Here is a 17,917-nt window from a genome sequence, read left to right as displayed (position 1 = left end):
GCAGAGCAGAGCAGAGCAGAGCAGAGCAGAGCAGAGCAGAGCAGAGCAGAGCAGAGCAGAGCAGAGCAGAGCAGAGCGTCAACCATTGTAGGATAGGGGGCAGAGTTCAGCGCTGATGGTTGGTGTCAGGTGAGATCACACCAATAAGCCTGCTTCGCATCTTGGGAGAAAGGCAGATAGCAAGAAGGGAGCCTGAGGCTCCCTTCTTTGTTAGCGGTAATTTGATGGTTACTGGTTAGAACCAGAAGCCGATAATAAAGGAGCCTGCCAGCGTCAGCATCACGTTGGCCACCGCATAGGTACCTGCGTAGCCAAGCGCCGGAATGGAGCTGTTGGCGGCCTCGTTGACCACATCCATGGCGGGGGCGCAGGTACGGGCACCAGTGATGGCGCCGAGCAGCAGCGCCGGGTTCATTTTCAATACCCAGACCCCGAACAGATAACCGACAAGCACCGGCAGGGTAGTGACCAACATGCCGGAGAAGAGCACTACGGCACCCACTTCGCTCAGGTGATCCAGAATGCCGCCACCCGCCTTGAGGCCGGTGCTCACCATAAAGACCGCAAGACCGAGATCCTTGGCCAGTCGCAGGGCTCCGGGTGGTACGTAACCCACGGTGGGGTGGTTGGCCCGCAGATACCCCATCAGAATACCAGCCAACAGCAGACCGACGGCGTTGCCGAGGCCAAATTCAATCTGGCCGAACACAAGCGAGACGGAGCCGATCAGCAAGCCGAGCACGAAGAAGGTGGTGAAAGCCACTAGATCTGTGGTCTGGCTGTGGATACTGATAAAGCCGATCTTGTTGGCCAGCAGTTTGACCCGCTGTTTCTCGCCGCTGATCTGCAGCACATCGCCTTTTTGCAACATGATGTTGCGATCGAACGGCATCTCGATTTGGGAGCGTACCACCCGGTTGAGGAAGCACCCTTTCTCGGTGAGGTTGAGCTCCACCAGATGGCGGCCGACCACGGCGTCGTTTTTCACCACTATCTCTTCGGTGACGATCTGCAGGTCGAGCAGGTTGCGATCAAATACCTCTTTACCGTTGCGGTAGTTGACGTCCAGTTTCTCGTGGCTCTCGGGATAGCCCACCAGGGCGATCTCGTCCCCTTCTTGAATGACGGCATCCCCATCGGGACTGGCGAGAATGCCGTTGCGGCGGATCCGCTCCACATAGCAGCCGGTGTGGGGATAGATGCCTGTTTCACGCAGGGTACGGCCGCCAATCCAGGCTGCCAGCTCGGGGCCAACCCGATAGGCGCGAATGATGGGCAGATAGGTCTTGCGACTGTCGCTGTCGGAGAGGCCCCGCTCACGGGCGATTTTTTGCGCTTCGGTATTGAGATCGAGTCGTGCCAGTGACGGGAGATAGCGCACCACCAGCATCAGACCAACCAGACCCACCAGATAGGTCAGGGCGTAGCCGATGCCCATGTTGTCGAGTACCGCCTGCATATCGGTTTGATGGGGCAGGTTGAGCAGACCACTGCGCAGGGCATCCTGTGCACCCACCAGCGCCGGGGTCGATGTGAGGGAACCCGCCAGGATCCCCGCCGCCATGCCCGGCCCCAGATTGAAGAACTTGGCCAGCCCCACTGTCAGCAGCAGAGCTGTCAGCAAGATCACCAGAGTCAGGGTGATGTAGTGGATGCCATCGCGCAGGAAGACGCTGAAGAAGTGGGGGCCCGCCTCAATCCCCACACAGAAGATGAAGAGCATAAAGCCGACGTTTTCTGTGGTGGCAGTAAACTCGAAGCCCATCTGGCCAAACAGCAGGGCGGTAAACAGCACACCTATGGTGTTGCCAATCTGGAAGTTGCCAATCCGCACTTTGCCAAGCAGCAGGCCGAAGGCCAATACCACGAAGAGCAGCAGGGAGTCGCTTTGATGCAGCAGTGTCACAAAATCTATAGTCATGCCCGGAAAAACCGAGGAAAAAAGTGGGGCCGATATTGTGCCGTATCTATCACTAATAAAGAAGCATAAGGGGGGATTAATCGGAAGTTATCGGACGCTATTTAATGAGCAGGCGGCGGGATAAGGGGAGCATCGGAAAAAAGCAGGTGATTTTAGCTCTCCTTCCCGTTGTCAATTAGTGAAACATGCTGGTTGCAGCCGGGCTTGCACTGTCATGGGTGAGATTTTAGATTCTGCTGTCTAGCGCTTCGCCACAGAGCGGTTTCAGCAGATTCAACCTGGGGATCTCTTGGTCGTAAAAGAGTCAAATGACGAGATACTAGCGTCATTCCCATATGGGGAAAGGGCTGGCAAAAAGATATCTCCGGAAAGTGCCAATAGAGCCTGTTAATCAACAGTTACAGAGGGTGGGACAAAACAGAATAAAATCAGGTTAGCCTGTAAAATGGTCTCCTGTTGCAGGGGATAACAGGCAATCCCGCGTCCTGACAGGGCTTGCTGCACTTACCCACAGAATCTGTGGATAACCCTGTTTATGAAACTTGTTCATCGCCCTGAAAACCGCGCCAGTACTGGGATGCAAGGGCTGTTCAAAAAATACCGGAAGAAAAATGTTTGTATAAAAATCAAATAGTTAGATGCGACAGGAGAAAACTCTGTCGAGCCGGGACGGGTAACAAAAGGGAGCGTCAGCAGCAAGAAGGATCTTGTGCATTAAAATTGGCAGGAGAGGGCACTAAAGTGGATAACTTGCACCGAGATGGTGAGGAATTTGGCTCCCCCGACTGGACTTGAACCAGTGACATACGGATTAACAGTCCGCCGTTCTACCGACTGAACTACGGGGGAACATCAGGCAAGGAGGAGCATTATACAGAAGGTGTACTGGGTGGTCAAGCCATTCGCGGGATGATGGCACGGGTGTACCGCTGCCAAACCCTCGGTTACACTGCTCCTCTGCTGTTTTGTGTCGGGAGTGTTCATGAGCAAATTGTTCAAGTTAGCCAGCCAGTTTCAACCCGCCGGGGATCAGCCTACGGCGATTGCCCAACTGCTGGATGGCATCGAGTCGGGGCTGGCCCATCAGACCCTGCTCGGGGTGACCGGTTCGGGCAAGACCTTCACCATGGCCAACGTCATCGCCACCCTGAACCGCCCGACCATGATCCTGGCTCCCAACAAGACCCTGGCCGCCCAGCTCTATGGTGAAATGAAGGAGTTCTTCCCCGACAACGCGGTGGAGTATTTCGTCTCCTACTACGACTATTACCAGCCCGAAGCCTATGTGCCGACCACCGACACCTTTATAGAGAAGGATGCCTCCATCAACGATCACATCGAGCAGATGCGATTGTCGGCCACCAAGGCGTTGCTGGAGCGGCGCGATGTGGTGATCGTTGCTTCGGTGTCGGCCATCTATGGTCTGGGGGATCCCCAAGCTTATCTGAGCATGATGTTGCATCTCAAAGTGGGGGATGTGATCAACCAGCGGGATATCCTGCGTCGCCTCGCAGAGCTGCAGTACACCCGCAACGAAATGGCGTTCCAGCGCGGCACCTTCCGGGTGCGGGGGGAGGTGATCGACATCTACCCCGCCGAATCTGACAAGCTGGCGCTGCGGGTAGAGCTGTTTGATGAAGAGGTGGAGCGCCTCTCCCAGTTCGATCCCCTGACCGGCGCTATCGAGCAGACGGTTGTGCGCTACACCATCTACCCCAAGACCCACTACGCCACCCCGCGCGAGACCATTCTCGGCGCCATCGAGCATATCAAGGAGGAGCTGCGCAGTCGCCGCGAGCAGCTGTTGTCCCTAAACAAGCTGGTGGAAGAGCAGCGCATCAGCCAGCGCACCCAGTTCGACATGGAGATGATGCAGGAGCTGGGTTACTGCTCCGGCATCGAGAACTACAGCCGCTATCTCTCCGGCCGTGCGCCGGGGGAGCCGCCGCCCACCCTGTTTGACTACCTGCCAGGGGATGGCCTGCTCATCATCGATGAGTCCCACGTCACGGTGCCGCAGATTGGCGCCATGTTCAAAGGGGACCGCTCCCGCAAGGAGACCCTGGTGGAGTACGGCTTCCGGCTCCCCTCGGCGCTGGACAACCGGCCGCTCAAGTTCGACGAATTTGAAGCGCTGATGCCGCAGACTGTGTTTGTTTCGGCGACTCCCGGCCCCTACGAGCTGGAGAAGTCCGGCGGCGATGTGGTGCAGCAGGTGGTGCGCCCTACCGGCCTGCTCGATCCGGAGATCGAGGTGCGTCCGGTGACCACTCAGGTGGACGATCTCCTTTCCGAGATCCGCAAGCGGGTCGCCGTCGAGGAGCGGGTGCTGGTTACTACCCTGACCAAGCGGATGGCGGAAGACTTGACCGAGTATCTGGCGGAGCACGACGTCAAGGTGCGCTACCTCCACTCCGATATCGACACGGTCGAGCGGGTGGAGATCATTCGCGATCTGCGCCTCGGCAAGTTCGATGTGCTGGTGGGCATCAACCTGCTGCGGGAAGGTCTCGACATGCCGGAAGTGTCGCTGGTGGCAATTCTGGATGCGGATAAAGAGGGCTTCCTGCGCTCCACTCGCTCGCTGATCCAGACCATCGGCCGGGCGGCGCGTAACCTCAACGGCAAGGTCATTCTCTACGGCGATACCATCACCAACTCGATGAAGGTCGCCATTGAGGAGACCGAGCGGCGCCGCGCCTTGCAGCATGCCCATAACTTCAAGCATGGCATCACCCCCAAAGGGCTCAACAAGTCCATTGGCGATGTGATGGACATGGGAGGCAGCCGCACGGCAGGCAAACCTGGCAAGGGGATGCGCAAGGCGGCCGAGCCGCAAGGGGAATACCATGTCCGCTCAGCCAGCGAGATTGCCAAAGAGATCAAGCGGATGGAGGAGCAGATGTTCCAGCATGCCCGGGATCTGGAGTTCGAACAGGCGGCGGCACTGCGGGATCAGATCCAGCGGTTGCGCAGCGAGTTGATCGAATCATGAGCCGCAAACGCTGGCTGATTTGGCAACGACTTCGTCGTCTCTATCAGGGCTTTCGCCATCCCGGTACCCCCTGGTGGGCGAGGGGGCTGGTGATCCTTATCCTGCTCTATGGCATCAGTCCGGTGGATCTTATCCCTGACGTGGTGCCCTTGCTGGGCTGGTTCGATGATGTGACCCTGCTGCTGGTGTTGCTATGGGGCTGGGAGCGTTGTTTGCCCCCCGCAGTGCGCAGCGATCTGGAACAGGCCTCCTAGTTCACCTTTTCAACAACATACTCGGCTTCTCTCTTTGTGCTCCCACCCTCGAAGGAAGCGGAAAAACGGTTTCATTTGAAGGTGGGCACTGCGGGACAAAAAAGAGGCTGCCCCGGTGATTGTCGCCCGGATGGCATTGGCGTAGACTCCACGCCGTTCACTTTATGGGTATGGAAAAAATGGATCTGATCCTCTTTGCAATCGACTTTATCCTGCACGTTGACGTGCATTTGAAAGAGCTGTTCGAGAACTATGGCGTCTGGGTTTACGCCATCCTGTTTCTGATCATCTTCTGTGAAACAGGGTTGGTAGTGACGCCGTTCCTGCCGGGTGACTCCCTGCTGTTTGCCGCCGGTGCGCTTACCGTGGGCAGTGTGCTGGACGTCCACACCTTGGCGGCCGTGCTGATCATCGCAGCTGTGCTGGGCAACGTGGTCAACTACACCATTGGTCACTTCTTCGGCGAGCAGCTGTTCCGTAACCCGGACTCCAAAATCTTCCGCCGCGACTATCTGGAGAAGACCCACGCTTTCTATGCCAAGCATGGCGGCAAGACCATCATCATCACCCGCTTCCTGCCTATCGTGCGCACCTTTGCGCCGTTCGTTGCAGGGATGGGGGCCATGACCTATCCGCGCTTCCTAGCGTTCAACCTGGTTGGCGGCCTGCTGTGGGTACTCTCCTTCGTCTATGCCGGCCACTTCTTTGGCAATCTGCCGGTGGTGCGTCACAACTTTACCCTGCTGATCTTCGGCATCATCGGTATTTCCCTGTTGCCCATGGTAATTGGCGCGGTCAAGGCCAAGATGAGCACTGCCAGGGCGTAACCAGAAATACGGTCAGCCAGAACGAGAAAGGGGGGAGCCATAATGGCTCCCCCCTTTTATCTCCACACGGCCATGATGATCAGTTGCAGCAACGCCCTTTCACCAGATTGCCGATGGCCACTACGGTGAAGACCAACAGGTAAGCGGCGAAGATGACGACCAGCCACTGGGGCATGGAGTAACCGAAGAACTGCCAGGTGATCTGGGCACAATCCCCTTCCGGCATAAAGAGCCAGGGGAGCCACTGATCGAGCGGAGCCCAGCTCGGGAAGTCGGCAAACGGGCTGCAGACGTTGAACGGGGAGGGGTTGACCTGATAGTCCACATGCTTGAGGGCCAGCTGGAAGCCGCGGAAGGCACTGTAGCCCCACAGCAACATGGCACTCCAGCGAACATACCACTTATCCGGCGCCACCATGCCGAGCAGTCCAGCGGCCAGCACACCCAGGGTCGCCAACCGTTCGTAAACACACATCACGCACGGGGAGAGGCCCAGCACATGCTGGAAGAAGAGGGCGCACAACTCGAGGAACAGGGCTGATGCTGCCAACAGACCCCAGGCCAGCCGATGGGCGGCGATACGGCGGAGAAACTCGATCATCTCATTGATCTCTCAGAAAAAACAGTGGCTGAATTAGAGCAGAGCGGAACCGAAAAGAAAAGGGCCCTGAAAGGGCCCTCGGAAACCGTCGCAACGGATTAATGCAGTGCCGGCTGTACCGCTGGCAACGCACTCTCCATCACCAGCCATCCGTGCTGATAGAACCACTCAGTGGCAGGACCAAGCAGCAATTCGACAGAGAAAAAGCCGATCAGCCCCAGCACCAATGTGTAGGGCAGCGCCATCCAGACCATGCGGCCATAGGAGAGGCGCAGCAGCGGCGCCAATGCCGAGGTGAGCATAAACAGGAAGGCGGCCTGACCATTGGGGGTGGCGACCGATGGCAGGTTGGTACCTGTGTTGATGGCTACCGCCAGCAGATCGAACTGGGCGCGGTCAATGGCGCCATTGAGCAGGGCAGTCTTGACTTCGTTGATGTAGACGGTTCCGACAAAGACGTTGTCACTGACCATGGAGAGCACCCCATTGGCCAGATAGAAGAGAGCCAGCTGGTTCTCCGGCTTGGCAGCCAGTACCAGCTGGATCACCGGCTTGAACAGCTGCTGATCGATGATGACGGCGACCACGCTGAAGAAGACCGCCAGCAGGGCGGTGAAGGGGAGTGCCTCCTGGAAGGCTTTACCCAGCGAGTGCTCCTCGGTGATCCCGGTCAGGGAGGTGGCCAGCACGATGACCGAGAGGCCAATCAGACCAACGGCTGCCAGGTGCATGGCCAGACCGACGATCAGCCAGACCGCAATCAATGCCTGAACGATCAGCTTGGCCTTGTCTTGCGGGCTGCGTTTTGCCTCTTCGTAGCGGTTGTACTCCTCCATGATGGCGCGCACTGTGTCCGGCAAGCGGGCGCCATAGCCAAACCAGCGAAACTGCTCCACCAACACGCAGGTCAGCAGACCGCAGATAAAGACGGGGACGGTCACGGGGGACATGCGAATGGCAAATTCGGCGAAGTTCCAGCTGGCTTGCTCGCCGATGATGAGGTTTTGCGGCTCGCCCACCAGGGTGCAGACACCGCCCAACGCGGTCCCGATAGCGGCATGCATCATCAGGCTGCGGAGGAAGGCGCGAAAATCATCGAGATCCTGGCGATTGCGCTCAGCCACTTCATTATCGTCGGTATGGTCATGGCTGTGACCAAACTCCTTGCCGGAAGAGACCTTGTGATAAATGGCATAAAAGCCGGTGGCGACACTGATCACCACGGCAATCACGGTCAGGGCATCGAGAAAAGCTGACAGGAAGGCGGACACCAGACAGAAGGAGAGGGAGAGCAGGATCTTGGAGCGTACGCCGATCAGCAGCTTGGTGAAGACATAGAGCAGCAGCTGCTTCATGAAATAGATGCCTGCCACCATGAACACCAGCAACAGCAGCACTTCGATATTGGCGACCAGCTCGTGCTTGACCTGATCGGCGGAGGTCATGCCGATCAACACGGCTTCGATCGCGAGCAGACCACCCGGTTGCAGGGGGTAGCACTTGAGGGCCATGGCCAGGGTGAAGATAAACTCAACGACCAGTAACCAGCCCGCAATGAAAGGATCAAGGTGGAAGGCAATCGGATTGATCACCAGAAATAGCAAGATGGCGCTTTTATACCACTGTGGTGCATTGCCCAAGAAGTTCTTGGCGAATGCCTGCCCTAGGCTTATTGGCATGATAATGGGTCTCAACTTTGTTGTTAGGATCTGCTTCTATGCAGTCAAGGATGATTCGACCTGTGCCTCCGGATGTTGGCCTTTATCTGTCTGATTCCTCGTGATTTTAATCAAAAAGCGTGACGATTATAAATGATAGCCGATGGATCTCTGCCCATGTGTCTGTTTTATAACCACCTTGTCGGGGTTGGCTGGCTCCCTCGTGGCGATTAGATACATATTCCCAACACTATATTTGCCATATGTGAGCAGAGGACTGACCTTATGCTTGCCAGCCATCATCGCTTTGATATCATTCGTCAGCCTTTTTACGCATTACAACAGAGTCAATTCATGGTTATAAAAGCGCAGAGCCCAGCTGGGTTTGCCGAGGAATACATCATCGAGTCCATCTGGAACAATCGCTTTCCTCCCGGATCTATTCTGCCCGCCGAGCGTGAATTATCCGAGTTGATCGGGGTGACGCGGACGACCTTGCGGGAAGTGCTGCAGCGACTGGCCCGTGATGGCTGGTTGACCATACAGCATGGCAAGCCGACCAAGGTGAACAATTTCTGGGAAACCTCCGGCCTCAATATTCTGGAGACGTTGGCTCGTCTGGATCAGGACAAGGTACCTGATCTGATAGCTCAGCTGCTCTCCGCCCGTACCCACATCTGCACCATCTTTATCCGCGGGGCGATCCGTCACAATCCGGAGCAGGCCGCCGAGATCCTGCGTGGCGCCGATGGGGTCGAGAACAACGCACAGGCTTATGCCGAGTTCGATTATCGCCTGCACCACCAGCTGGCGTTTGCTTCCGGCAATCCGATCTACGCTTTGATCCTGAACGGTTTCAAAGGGTTGTACAGCCGGGTTGGCAGCTACTACTTCTCCGACAAGCAGGCCCGCGAGACCGCAGATGCCTATTACAAGACCCTGCTCAATCTGGCGGAGACCAAGAACCACGAAGCCGTGTTCATGACGGTGCGTCAGTACGGTATCGAGTCCGGCAAGCTGTGGACACGTCTGCGTCAGGACATGCCAAGCGATCTGTGCGACAACTGATCCCTTGCCTGTGCTGTCCAAGAAACGCGCCATCCGGCGCGTTTTTTTATTCTGCCGTGTTCGTGTCTATCCTTGATTGCTGGTGGTAATTGCTTGAACTGCATGGATATTTGGCCAAAAAGCTTGATCCAGCGCAAATGAACCCTGCATTTATCACTTTGGTGGCATAGGACCCAACCGCTGATTGAGGTCAAATGGACGTATCAAGAGCGGAGCCAATATCCGCCAGAAGGAACACACCTTTCACCGGATGAAGGACACAACAATGAGTCTTCTTGAACACACCATCTGGACAGTACTGGGATATGGGGCCATGCCCTTTATCTTTCTGAGCGGATTCGTGGCGGTGGCAGTGACCTGTTGCATGCTGCTGAATGCGTTCGGGGTACAGTCCGCCGAGAAGTGAGTCGCTTCTCATGCCGCCAAATGCCAGTCTTCGGACTGGCATTTGTTTTTTGTGTTTTTTAAAGCACTTATCCCGGCAGGGAAGGGGAAATCTTTGGTCAGGATGGTCGAACCTGCCGCCGATTTTGATTACACTGGCGCCCGTATTTCCCACTCACCCTTCTCTAATCCAGGTGTTCAAGGTTTTCTATGGCTCTCAAGGCAACCGTATTCAAGGCCCAGATCAGTTTGTCTGATATGGATCGCAATCTGTATCAGGACTTCTCCCTCACGCTGGCGCGCCACCCCTCCGAAACCGATGAGCGGATGATGATCCGGCTGGCGGCCTTTGCCTGGCACGCTGCCGAGCGACTGGAGTTCACCAAGGGATTGAGCGCCGATGACGAACCCGAGCTCTGGTGCAAGAACTACTCGGACGAAATTGAGCTCTGGATCGAGCTGGGCCAACCCGATGAAAAACGGCTCAAAAAAGCCTGCAACCGCGCCCGTCAGGTGGTGCTCTATCTCTACGGCGGTCGTGGCACCAGCGTTTGGTGGAAGCAGAACCAGGGCAAGCTGAGCCAGCATGACAACCTCAGCATCATCGAACTCTCCGACAGCCAGACTCTGCCGCTGACCGCCATGGTCGAGCGAACCATGCAGCTCACCTGCACTATCTCCGATGGTCAGCTCTGGGTCAGTAACGGCGCACTGGAAGTGACGTTGGATCCGGTGGTGCTGATGGGCAAACCGGCCCGCGAACTGTAACGGACGCAGCCCATGTTCAGCGCCTTGCTCAATATCGTCATTCCGGTGTTCGGTGTGGTCGGGCTCGGTGCACTCTACGGGCGATTGCGACCGGGGGCTGCGCTCGGTTACGTCAATCGGGCCAATATCGAGCTGTTTACCCCGGCGCTGGTCTTCTCCGCGCTGGTCAAGTATCCGCTGGCGCTGGCGGAGCATCTGCCGCTGATTGCGGCGGGGGCGCTGGTTATCCTGTTACCCGGTCTGCTGCTCGCGCTGCTCAAACTCAAAGGGATTGAGCGGGCAGCGCTGATCTTGCCCGCTATGTTCCGAAATACCGGCAATCTCGGTATCCCCTTGATGGTGCTGGCGTTTGGCGAGCAGCAATTGGGGGCCATCGTGATCCTCTTTGTGCTCTCCAATCTGCTGCACTTTTCGGTCGGCATGTTTATCCTATCGGCCAATACCTCCCGCTGGCTGTGGCTGCGCAGCCCTGTGTTGTGGGCCGCGCTGGCCGGTTTGCTGGTGGCCAACCTGCACATTGCGCTGCCGGAATATGTGGTGACCACGGCCTCGCTGCTCGGCCAGATCTCGGTGCCCCTGATGCTCTTTGCGCTGGGCATTCGCCTGATGGAGGGAGAGCTTGATCACCTTGGCCTCGCGCTCAAGTGCAACCTGCTCTATCTGTTGGCGGGGGGATTGTCGCTGCTGCTGGCGATCTGGCTGTTGCCGCTCAAGACGGAGTGGATCCCGCTGTTGATGTTGTCGGTTTCCTTGCCCCCTGCGGTGTTGAATTACATGCTCTGCGAGCAGTATCACTGCCAGCCGGACAAGGTGGCCAGTATCGTGCTCGGCGGCAATGCCCTCTCTGTGCTGGTGATCCCGCTGGCGGTCTGGCTGGCACTTCATCTGCCCGGCTAAGCCAGATTGCATTGGTGCGACGGTGCGACTCACTGGCCAATTGCTTGATCGAACCGAGTCACAGTAGTTCGCATCTCATCCTTGCAGGGGAAAGTTAGCCTATCAGGATCAGCAAGCTTTTCCATGCCATCTCTGTCCATCATTGCCTCCGTGATACATCTGTCGTCCCCGTATCCGGCCCTGAGCCCCAGGGATAACGGCGACAGCTATAGTATGAAAAAGAGCTGACTGACACTGTTCAACCAATGCCAGTGAGGGAAACCGGATGAGCACAAGTGAGCAATCTGATCCTGTGGGGCAGGCAAAATCGCGCTATGACCCGGCATTGCCTACCGGTTATGACTGGCGCAGACACCGCCGTTTTATCCTCAGTGGTGGTGGTTACAAGGCAGAATGCAGCCGTCGCAACTGGTTTCTGGAGTTGCTCAATCCGGTACCCTATGTGGTAGTGCGCGACATAGCCATCGGCGGCATCGGTATTCTGGGGGCCATACGGCTGAAAGAGGGGGATGAGTTGGTGATTGCCATTCCCTCTGGCGAGAAGCTGCGCGGTCTGGTCGTGAGATCCCAGCCAGACCCGCTCTTTCCCAAACTCTATCGCACCGGTATTCGTCTGCATCGATATCCGACGGCCGAGCTGTTTGCCCGCTGGCAAAGTTACATTCAGCCGCAAGATAAAGCGGATTTCGACCATGAGTGTCAAGTCTTGAAACAGGTACGTGGCGCGTGAGCCAGATGCCATTTCAGTGGCTGTTTTCCCCACCTTCAGCATGATTTGTCGATGGATTCCGCAGATCAGCAGGCTTGGCTGAACCGAGTGGTTTATCTTGCTGCATGTGTTTTCATCTTTATGTTTTTATTGAATTTTATCTGTGCCTCTGAAGTCACGGAGGATACGGATCATTTTCCCTTTTCGTGATCCCCCCCGAAGTAGTTCCCCCTGATATCCCTTAGTATCTGGCCAGCATGACTCCCTTTAGGGGGAGGATAACAAGAACAAAAAGGAATGATGGATGAGATCCGTGAGCAACCAGTGTCTGTTGATGCAGATCCAGCCGACCATCTTGCGCTTTGCCAAGATGCTGGCGAGTGTGCTGCAGCTTGAGGTCGAGATTGTGGATGCCGATATGGTTCGGGTGGCTGGCACCGGGCCTTATGGCAAGTTCTTCGGACGTCAGCTGGAGGGGGATTCCCGCCTGCTGCGCTATGTGATTGATAACCAGCGGGAGAAGATCGTTACCCACACCAGCGATGATCCCGTGTGTGACGGCTGTACCTGCAAGGAGAGCTGCCGTGAGCGCGCCTTCCTCGGGGTGCCCATCATGGTGGACGAGCGCTGCATCGGCGTGATCAGTCTGGTGGCCTTCAGCGACGAGCAGCAGGCGCGCCTCAACAACAATCTGCAGGATGTATGTGACTATGTGCGCCACATCTCCACCATCTTTGTAGCCAAGTTGCTCGATTCACGCGGGCTGTCGGACGGGGTCAACAAGGTGTTCCTCAATCTGATGACCAACATGGATCAGGGTTGCCTGCTGCTCGATGAGAAGAGTCAACTGCTCTACGCCAACGAGGTGGCACTCCATCATCTGGGTTGCCAGCAGGAACAGCTGCAGGGGCGCGAAGTGGGGATCCGCCCGCTCACCTTCTCCCAACAGGGGCTCAGTGGTCATCTTCAGCACATCATCACCTTTGAAGGTCGTCAGGAGCTGATCATCGGCCAGCTACATCATGTGCAGGGCCAGCAGCTCTTTCTGATGGCGTTTCACCAGTCCCACTCCGGTCAGGTTCAGGAGCCGGATCCGGATGTGCGGATCGATCAGCTGATCGGCGAGAGCAAGCCGATGCGCACCCTCAAGCGACTGCTGCACCGCATCGCCCAGAGCCCCTCCAGCGTGCTGATTTGTGGCGAGAGCGGCACCGGTAAAGAGGTGGTGGCCCGCGCTGTCCATCGCCTGAGTCCGCGTCAGGACAAGCCGTTCATCGCCATCAACTGCGCCGCCATTCCCGAACAACTGCTGGAGAGCGAGCTGTTTGGCTATGTGAAGGGCTCCTTTACCGGCGCTTCCAGCGGTGGCAAACAGGGCCTGATCCAGGCGGCCCATCAGGGCACCCTGTTCCTCGACGAGATTGGCGACATGCCGCTGACCATGCAGGCCAAGCTGCTGCGGGTGCTGGAGCTGCGGGAGGTGACTCCCATCGGGGCCAGCCGGCCGGTGCCGGTGGATATTCGTATCATCGCCGCCACCCACCAGCATCTCGATCAATACATCGCCGAGGGGAAGTTTCGCGAGGATCTCTACTACCGCATCAACGTCATCCCCCTCAACCTGCCGCCGCTGCGGGAGCGGGAAGGGGACGTGGAGCTGCTGACCCACTACTTCCTCAACCTGCACACCAGCCGCATTGGCATTGTCTATCCCGGTCTGGCGCCTGAGGTGATGGCGCTGCTCAAGGGGTATCGCTGGCCGGGCAACGTGCGCGAGCTCAGCAACCTCATCGAATATCTGGTCAACGTCAGCCAGGCGGGCGAGGTGATTGACGCCAGCCTGCTGCCCCCCAACATCATCCGCAACCAGGAGCCCCATCGCGTGGCGGCCCAGTCGATCCCGGTGACCAATCTGGATGCGGCGTTCAATGTACCTGCCACAGCTCCGCTCGCCGCCACGCCGGAGAAACTGCCTGAACCCGTCCCTGGTGAGAGCGGCCTTGAGAGCATGGAGAAACAGATGATAGAAGAGACCCTGCAGCGGCTAGGCAACAAGAAACTGGCCGCACAGGCGCTGGGGATTGGGATTGCTACCCTCTATCGCAAGATAAAGAAGTACGAGATTGCCGTGCAGAGCTGAGGCGCTGGCGGCATCTATTCGGCCCGTGTCGTTCATCGGATGACACGGGTTTTTTTATGGGAACAAGGCTCTGCGCCATTGCCGAACAGTGCTGAACGGATTGGCGGGGCAGGGGAGTGGCTGCATGGCAGAATGCAAAAAGCCCGCTCGATGAGCGGGCTTTTTATAATCTGGTGCGTCCTAGTGGATTCGAACCACCGACCCCCACCATGTCAAGGTGATGCTCTAACCAGCTGAGCTAAGGACGCAGGGTGCGCAATACGACTTTTATTTCTTTATGCAGAAGTGGTGGGTTTAATTGGATTCGAACCAACGACCCCTACCATGTCAAGGTAGTGCTCTAACCAACTGAGCTATAAACCCACATCTAGAATATCTGCAAATTTTTGAAACTGAATGGTGCGTCCTAGTGGATTCGAACCACCGACCCCCACCATGTCAAGGTGATGCTCTAACCAGCTGAGCTAAGGACGCATAATCAGTGTTCTGTAATGGTGCGTCCTAGTGGATTCGAACCACCGACCCCCACCATGTCAAGGTGGTGCTCTAACCAGCTGAGCTAAGGACGCATCACAGAAAAAGTGGTGGGTTTAATTGGATTCGAACCAACGACCCCTACCATGTCAAGGTAGTGCTCTAACCAACTGAGCTATAAACCCACTTTCTCTTACTTCACTACGCCAGCGCTGCTGACGTGGTCGGCATACTACCCATGCCCCCCAAGGCTGTCAACAGGCCATATGCACAAAGGAGACTGTTTGCCCAGTTCTTGCGCAGCCTGTTGATTTTGCAGGCGAGTTGTCGCTCGCCAAGCCCTGTTACTGAGATCGCGACAGGGTAGTGCAGGCCTCCGGAGTGGCAAAACGGCCATAGATGTAGCGCAATCTCGCCCCCAGCATCAGGGCCGCGCTGGTGAGACCGACGATAAAGCCGATCCAGAAACCCTGCGGCCCCATCCGTGGCACCAGCCAGTCGGTGAGACCCAGGATCATGCCGGTGGGCAGCCCCAGTCCCCAGTAGGCGACGATGGTGACGTAGAAAATCGCCTGGGTATCCTTGTAACCGCGCAGTGCGGCGGCCGCGACCACCTGCACCGAGTCGGAGATTTGATAGATGGCGGCGAAGAACAGCAAAATGGCCGCCAGGACGATCACCTGCTGATCATCGGTATAGATGGAGGCGATCTGCTCGCGCAGCAGCACCGTCATGGCAGCAGTGGCAGCGGCGATGGCCATACCCAGCATCAAGCCGGTGCGAGCAGCTACCCGGGCGTGATGGGGTTGCCCTTCACCTATGCTGTGGCCAACCCGGATGGTGACACCCACCCCGATGGAGAGGGGTAGCATAAAGACCAGGCTGGAGAAGTTGAGGGCAATCTGGTGGCTCGCCACCGTCTCGGCGCCGAAGGGGGCCAGCATCAGGGCCACCACGGTAAACAGGGTCACCTCGCAGAAGATCGCCATGGCGATGGGGAAGCCCAAGCGGAACAAGCGCCAGATCCGGCTGCCGTTGGGGCGAGCCAGCTGGGAGAAGAGGCGGATCTCGGTGAAGTGACGGGAGAGCTTCACATAGAGGATCATCGCCAGCAGCATGGCCCACAGCACGATGGCAGTAGCCACGCCACAACCCACACCGCCCAGTTTCGGCATGCCGAAGTGGCCGTGAATGAAGATGTAGTTGGCGGGAATATTGACCGCCAGCCCGACAAAGCCGATCACCATGGTGGGCATGGTGTGGGAGAGACCCTCGCTGAAGTTGCGCAGCACCTGAAACAGCACGAAAGCGGGCAGGCCCCACAGAATTGCGTGCAGATAACCAGTGGTCTTGGCCGCCATCACCGGCTCCACATCCATGAACTGCAACGCCAGCGGACTGTAATAAAGCGCAATCATCGCCAGCGGGGTGACGATCAGTGCCAGCCAGAAGCCCTGATGAACGGCCGGACGGATTGCCTCCCGTTTACGGGCGCCATTGAGCTGGGAGACGATGGGGGTGAGCGCCATGATGATCCCCTGCACCAGCAGGATCACCGGTAGCCAGAAGCTGGACGCCACCGACACGGCGGCCAGATCGACTGCACTCACCTGTCCCGCCATCACGGTATCGACGAAGTTCATGGCGACCTGGGCGACCTGGGCGACCAGTATGGGGCTGGCTAGACGGACGAGCTGCTTCGCCTCGGACCAATAACGTTGCACTGACACCTCCGAGTGGATCAGATAAGAGTAAAAAAGAGCGGAAATCGGGAAGAGCCTTTGCACTTTCGGACGAAAGTGCAAAGGGTGGGGGAGGCATTCTAGCCTGAAATTCAGCCAGGACGAAATAGTTGCCGCCCCGAGGGACAGGATCAGGCGTCTTCGTGATCGCTGATCAGCAGGTTGGCAGCGGCATAGGCGGCCTGTTCACGCAGTTCGGCGGGCACCCGCTCATCGGCGGCGACCGCGTTGAGGGCGCGGATAGTGGCGGCGATGGCCTTCGGCACATAGCCCTGCTCGCCGGAGCCAATCTGGTTATAGGCGATACGGATCGCTTCACAACATTGATATACCTGCATTTCTTTTTTCCTTGTTTACCCGGATGTGAACGGCGTCACTATAGCGATCGGGCGCAAGCTTGTCAGCCTGTACCCTTGTCTCACCCTCTGCCCGAGGTTAACCTGCCCTTTTTGCCGTAGCAGGAGACGAGAGATGTTCACTGGCATAGTACAGGGGACGGCCGAACTGGTGGCCATCGAAGAGCAACCCAACTTCCGTACCCACGTGATCCGCATGCCCAGCCGGGAGTGGGGGGAAGGGCTGGCCCTCGGCGCTTCGGTGGCTCACAACGGCTGCTGTTTGACCGTCACCCGTGTCGAGGGGGAGCTGATCAGCTTCGATCTGATGCAGGAGACCCTGCGCCTCACCAACCTCGGCAAGCTGCAGGTGGGGGACAAGGTCAATGTGGAGCGGGCTGCCCGCTTTGGCGACGAGATCGGCGGTCATGCCATGTCTGGCCATATCATCGGCATGGCAGAGGTTACCTCGGTGATCGATACACCCAATAACCGTCAGGTGTGGTATCGCCTCGCTCCCGAGCTGATGAAATATGTGCTGACCAAGGGATATATCGGCATCGACGGCATCAGCCTGACCATAGGTGAGGTGCGCGAGCGGGAGTTTTGCGTTCACTTGATCCCCGAGACCCTGGCTCGCACCAACCTGGGTTGGGTCAAGGCCGGCTGGCCGACCAATATCGAGATCGATCCCCAGACCCAGGCCATCGTCGATACCGTGGAGCGGGTGCTGGCGGCACGCGGGGGTCACTGAAAGGAAACGGCTCGGTTTCAATCGTCTCATAAGCAAGGGCCTGCAGTGTGCAGGCCCTTGTTATTTATATGGTGAAAATATCCACTCAACTTTTTATGACTCGCAGTCACAACATCTGCTCAGCTCTTTGCGACTTGCAGGCACAGCAGCTGCTCGGCTTTTTGTGACTCGCAATCAAAACAGTTGCTCGTCGTCGGCATCCACAAAGAGCTGCAGACGGTCGCGTTCCTCATCCCGATGCAGCCGCAGGTGGATTGGATTGCAACAGGCCATGCAATCTTCGTAAAACTCCTGATCACCCTGACTGGCATCCAGCTCGACCCGGGTATGGTGGCCACAGTGAGGGCAGACGATGCGCTTGCTGGTGTACTCGATCATGATAACCTCCTC

The 17,917-nt window shown here is 57.4% G+C and carries 16 protein-coding genes and 6 tRNA genes; 10 read left to right on the top strand and 12 right to left on the bottom strand.

What is annotated here, in order from left to right; genetic code table 11:
* Positions 1–235 precede the first annotated feature (235 nt).
* Together G5306_RS03875 and G5306_RS03870 are read right to left on the bottom strand one after the other, a co-directional pair.
* Positions 236–1,921, bottom strand: a complete 1,686-nt coding sequence (locus G5306_RS03875; protein WP_005345980.1) for an aspartate:alanine antiporter — start codon at positions 1,919–1,921, stop codon at positions 236–238.
* 773 nt (positions 1,922–2,694) lie between these two features.
* Positions 2,695–2,770: transfer RNA gene (locus G5306_RS03870), tRNA-Asn, on the bottom strand.
* Positions 2,771–2,903: 133 nt separating this feature from the next.
* On the opposite strand from G5306_RS03870, the gene uvrB reads away from it, so the two are divergent.
* The 3 genes from uvrB (at position 2,904) to G5306_RS03855 (ending at position 5,997) form a co-directional block, all read left to right on the top strand.
* Complete coding sequence (gene uvrB, locus G5306_RS03865; RefSeq protein WP_421312416.1) at positions 2,904–4,916, top strand: excinuclease ABC subunit UvrB; 2,013 nt, start codon at positions 2,904–2,906, stop codon at positions 4,914–4,916.
* The gene (locus G5306_RS03860) at positions 4,913–5,170 is read left to right on the top strand and encodes a YkvA family protein (RefSeq protein ID WP_005360976.1); all 258 of its coding nucleotides are present in this window, start codon (positions 4,913–4,915) and stop codon (positions 5,168–5,170) included. The genes uvrB and G5306_RS03860 overlap by 4 nt, the downstream gene beginning before the upstream one ends.
* Positions 5,171–5,349: 179 nt before the next feature.
* On the top strand, positions 5,350–5,997 hold the full coding sequence (locus G5306_RS03855) for a DedA family protein (protein ID WP_040069761.1): 648 nt from the start codon (positions 5,350–5,352) through the stop codon (positions 5,995–5,997).
* A 79-nt stretch (positions 5,998–6,076) separates the two neighbouring features.
* Here G5306_RS03855 and dsbB read toward each other — a convergent pair whose 3' ends face one another.
* Together dsbB and nhaB are read right to left on the bottom strand one after the other, a co-directional pair.
* Positions 6,077–6,598: a disulfide bond formation protein DsbB gene (dsbB, locus tag G5306_RS03850; protein WP_005336895.1), complete on the bottom strand. Its 522-nt coding sequence runs from the start codon at positions 6,596–6,598 to the stop codon at positions 6,077–6,079.
* A gap of 98 nt (positions 6,599–6,696) precedes the next feature.
* Positions 6,697–8,277 (bottom strand): Na(+)/H(+) antiporter NhaB, encoded by a 1,581-nt coding sequence (nhaB, locus tag G5306_RS03845; protein WP_421252344.1) that lies wholly within the window; start codon positions 8,275–8,277, stop codon positions 6,697–6,699.
* A gap of 333 nt (positions 8,278–8,610) precedes the next feature.
* Here nhaB and fadR point away from each other — a divergent pair, with 333 nt between their 5' ends.
* The 6 genes from fadR (at position 8,611) to G5306_RS03815 (ending at position 14,222) form a co-directional block, all read left to right on the top strand.
* Positions 8,611–9,324, top strand: a complete 714-nt coding sequence (fadR, locus tag G5306_RS03840; protein ID WP_026034983.1) for a fatty acid metabolism transcriptional regulator FadR — start codon at positions 8,611–8,613, stop codon at positions 9,322–9,324.
* Between the two features lie 265 nt (positions 9,325–9,589).
* On the top strand, positions 9,590–9,730 hold the full coding sequence (locus tag G5306_RS03835) for a TIGR02808 family protein (protein WP_005345965.1): 141 nt from the start codon (positions 9,590–9,592) through the stop codon (positions 9,728–9,730).
* Positions 9,731–9,918: 188 nt separating this feature from the next.
* Positions 9,919–10,476, top strand: coding sequence for a YaeQ family protein (locus tag G5306_RS03830; protein ID WP_005336887.1), 558 nt, complete (start codon positions 9,919–9,921; stop codon positions 10,474–10,476).
* 12 nt (positions 10,477–10,488) lie between these two features.
* A complete protein-coding gene (locus tag G5306_RS03825; RefSeq protein ID WP_005352342.1) occupies positions 10,489–11,373 on the top strand; it encodes an AEC family transporter in 885 nt (294 codons plus the stop codon).
* A 265-nt stretch (positions 11,374–11,638) separates the two neighbouring features.
* A complete protein-coding gene (locus tag G5306_RS03820; protein WP_076491525.1) occupies positions 11,639–12,103 on the top strand; it encodes a hypothetical protein in 465 nt (154 codons plus the stop codon).
* 283 nt (positions 12,104–12,386) lie between these two features.
* Positions 12,387–14,222: a sigma 54-interacting transcriptional regulator gene (locus tag G5306_RS03815; protein ID WP_421312415.1), complete on the top strand. Its 1,836-nt coding sequence runs from the start codon at positions 12,387–12,389 to the stop codon at positions 14,220–14,222.
* Positions 14,223–14,393: 171 nt separating this feature from the next.
* Here the strand turns inward: G5306_RS03815 and G5306_RS03810 are convergent.
* The 7 genes from G5306_RS03810 to G5306_RS03780 form a co-directional block, all read right to left on the bottom strand.
* Positions 14,394–14,470, bottom strand: a tRNA-Val gene (locus tag G5306_RS03810).
* Positions 14,471–14,508: 38 nt separating this feature from the next.
* Positions 14,509–14,585 (bottom strand) — tRNA-Val (locus tag G5306_RS03805).
* A gap of 34 nt (positions 14,586–14,619) precedes the next feature.
* A tRNA-Val gene (locus tag G5306_RS03800) sits at positions 14,620–14,696 on the bottom strand.
* An 18-nt stretch (positions 14,697–14,714) separates the two neighbouring features.
* A tRNA-Val gene (locus G5306_RS03795) sits at positions 14,715–14,791 on the bottom strand.
* Positions 14,792–14,804: 13 nt separating this feature from the next.
* Positions 14,805–14,881, bottom strand: a tRNA-Val gene (locus G5306_RS03790).
* Positions 14,882–15,040: 159 nt separating this feature from the next.
* Positions 15,041–16,420, bottom strand: a complete 1,380-nt coding sequence (locus G5306_RS03785) for an MATE family efflux transporter (RefSeq protein ID WP_005360967.1) — start codon at positions 16,418–16,420, stop codon at positions 15,041–15,043.
* 149 nt (positions 16,421–16,569) lie between these two features.
* Complete coding sequence (locus tag G5306_RS03780) at positions 16,570–16,776, bottom strand: YaeP family protein (RefSeq protein WP_113739999.1); 207 nt, start codon at positions 16,774–16,776, stop codon at positions 16,570–16,572.
* A 133-nt stretch (positions 16,777–16,909) separates the two neighbouring features.
* Here G5306_RS03780 and G5306_RS03775 point away from each other — a divergent pair, with 133 nt between their 5' ends.
* Positions 16,910–17,527: a riboflavin synthase subunit alpha gene (locus G5306_RS03775; RefSeq protein WP_421223640.1), complete on the top strand. Its 618-nt coding sequence runs from the start codon at positions 16,910–16,912 to the stop codon at positions 17,525–17,527.
* Positions 17,528–17,701: 174 nt separating this feature from the next.
* Here G5306_RS03775 and G5306_RS03770 read toward each other — a convergent pair whose 3' ends face one another.
* Positions 17,702–17,905 carry a CPXCG motif-containing cysteine-rich protein gene (locus tag G5306_RS03770; protein ID WP_042012540.1) on the bottom strand — a complete coding sequence of 68 codons (204 nt, stop codon included), beginning with the start codon at positions 17,903–17,905 and terminating at the stop codon, positions 17,702–17,704.
* Between the last annotated feature and the right edge of the window lie 12 nt (positions 17,906–17,917).

Origin of the sequence: Aeromonas sp. 603404 (assembly GCF_049171775.1) — a bacterium.
In the GTDB taxonomy this organism is placed as follows: Bacteria; Pseudomonadota; Gammaproteobacteria; order Enterobacterales; family Aeromonadaceae; genus Aeromonas; species Aeromonas veronii_A.
This window is presented reverse-complemented; position numbering and strand designations above follow the sequence as displayed.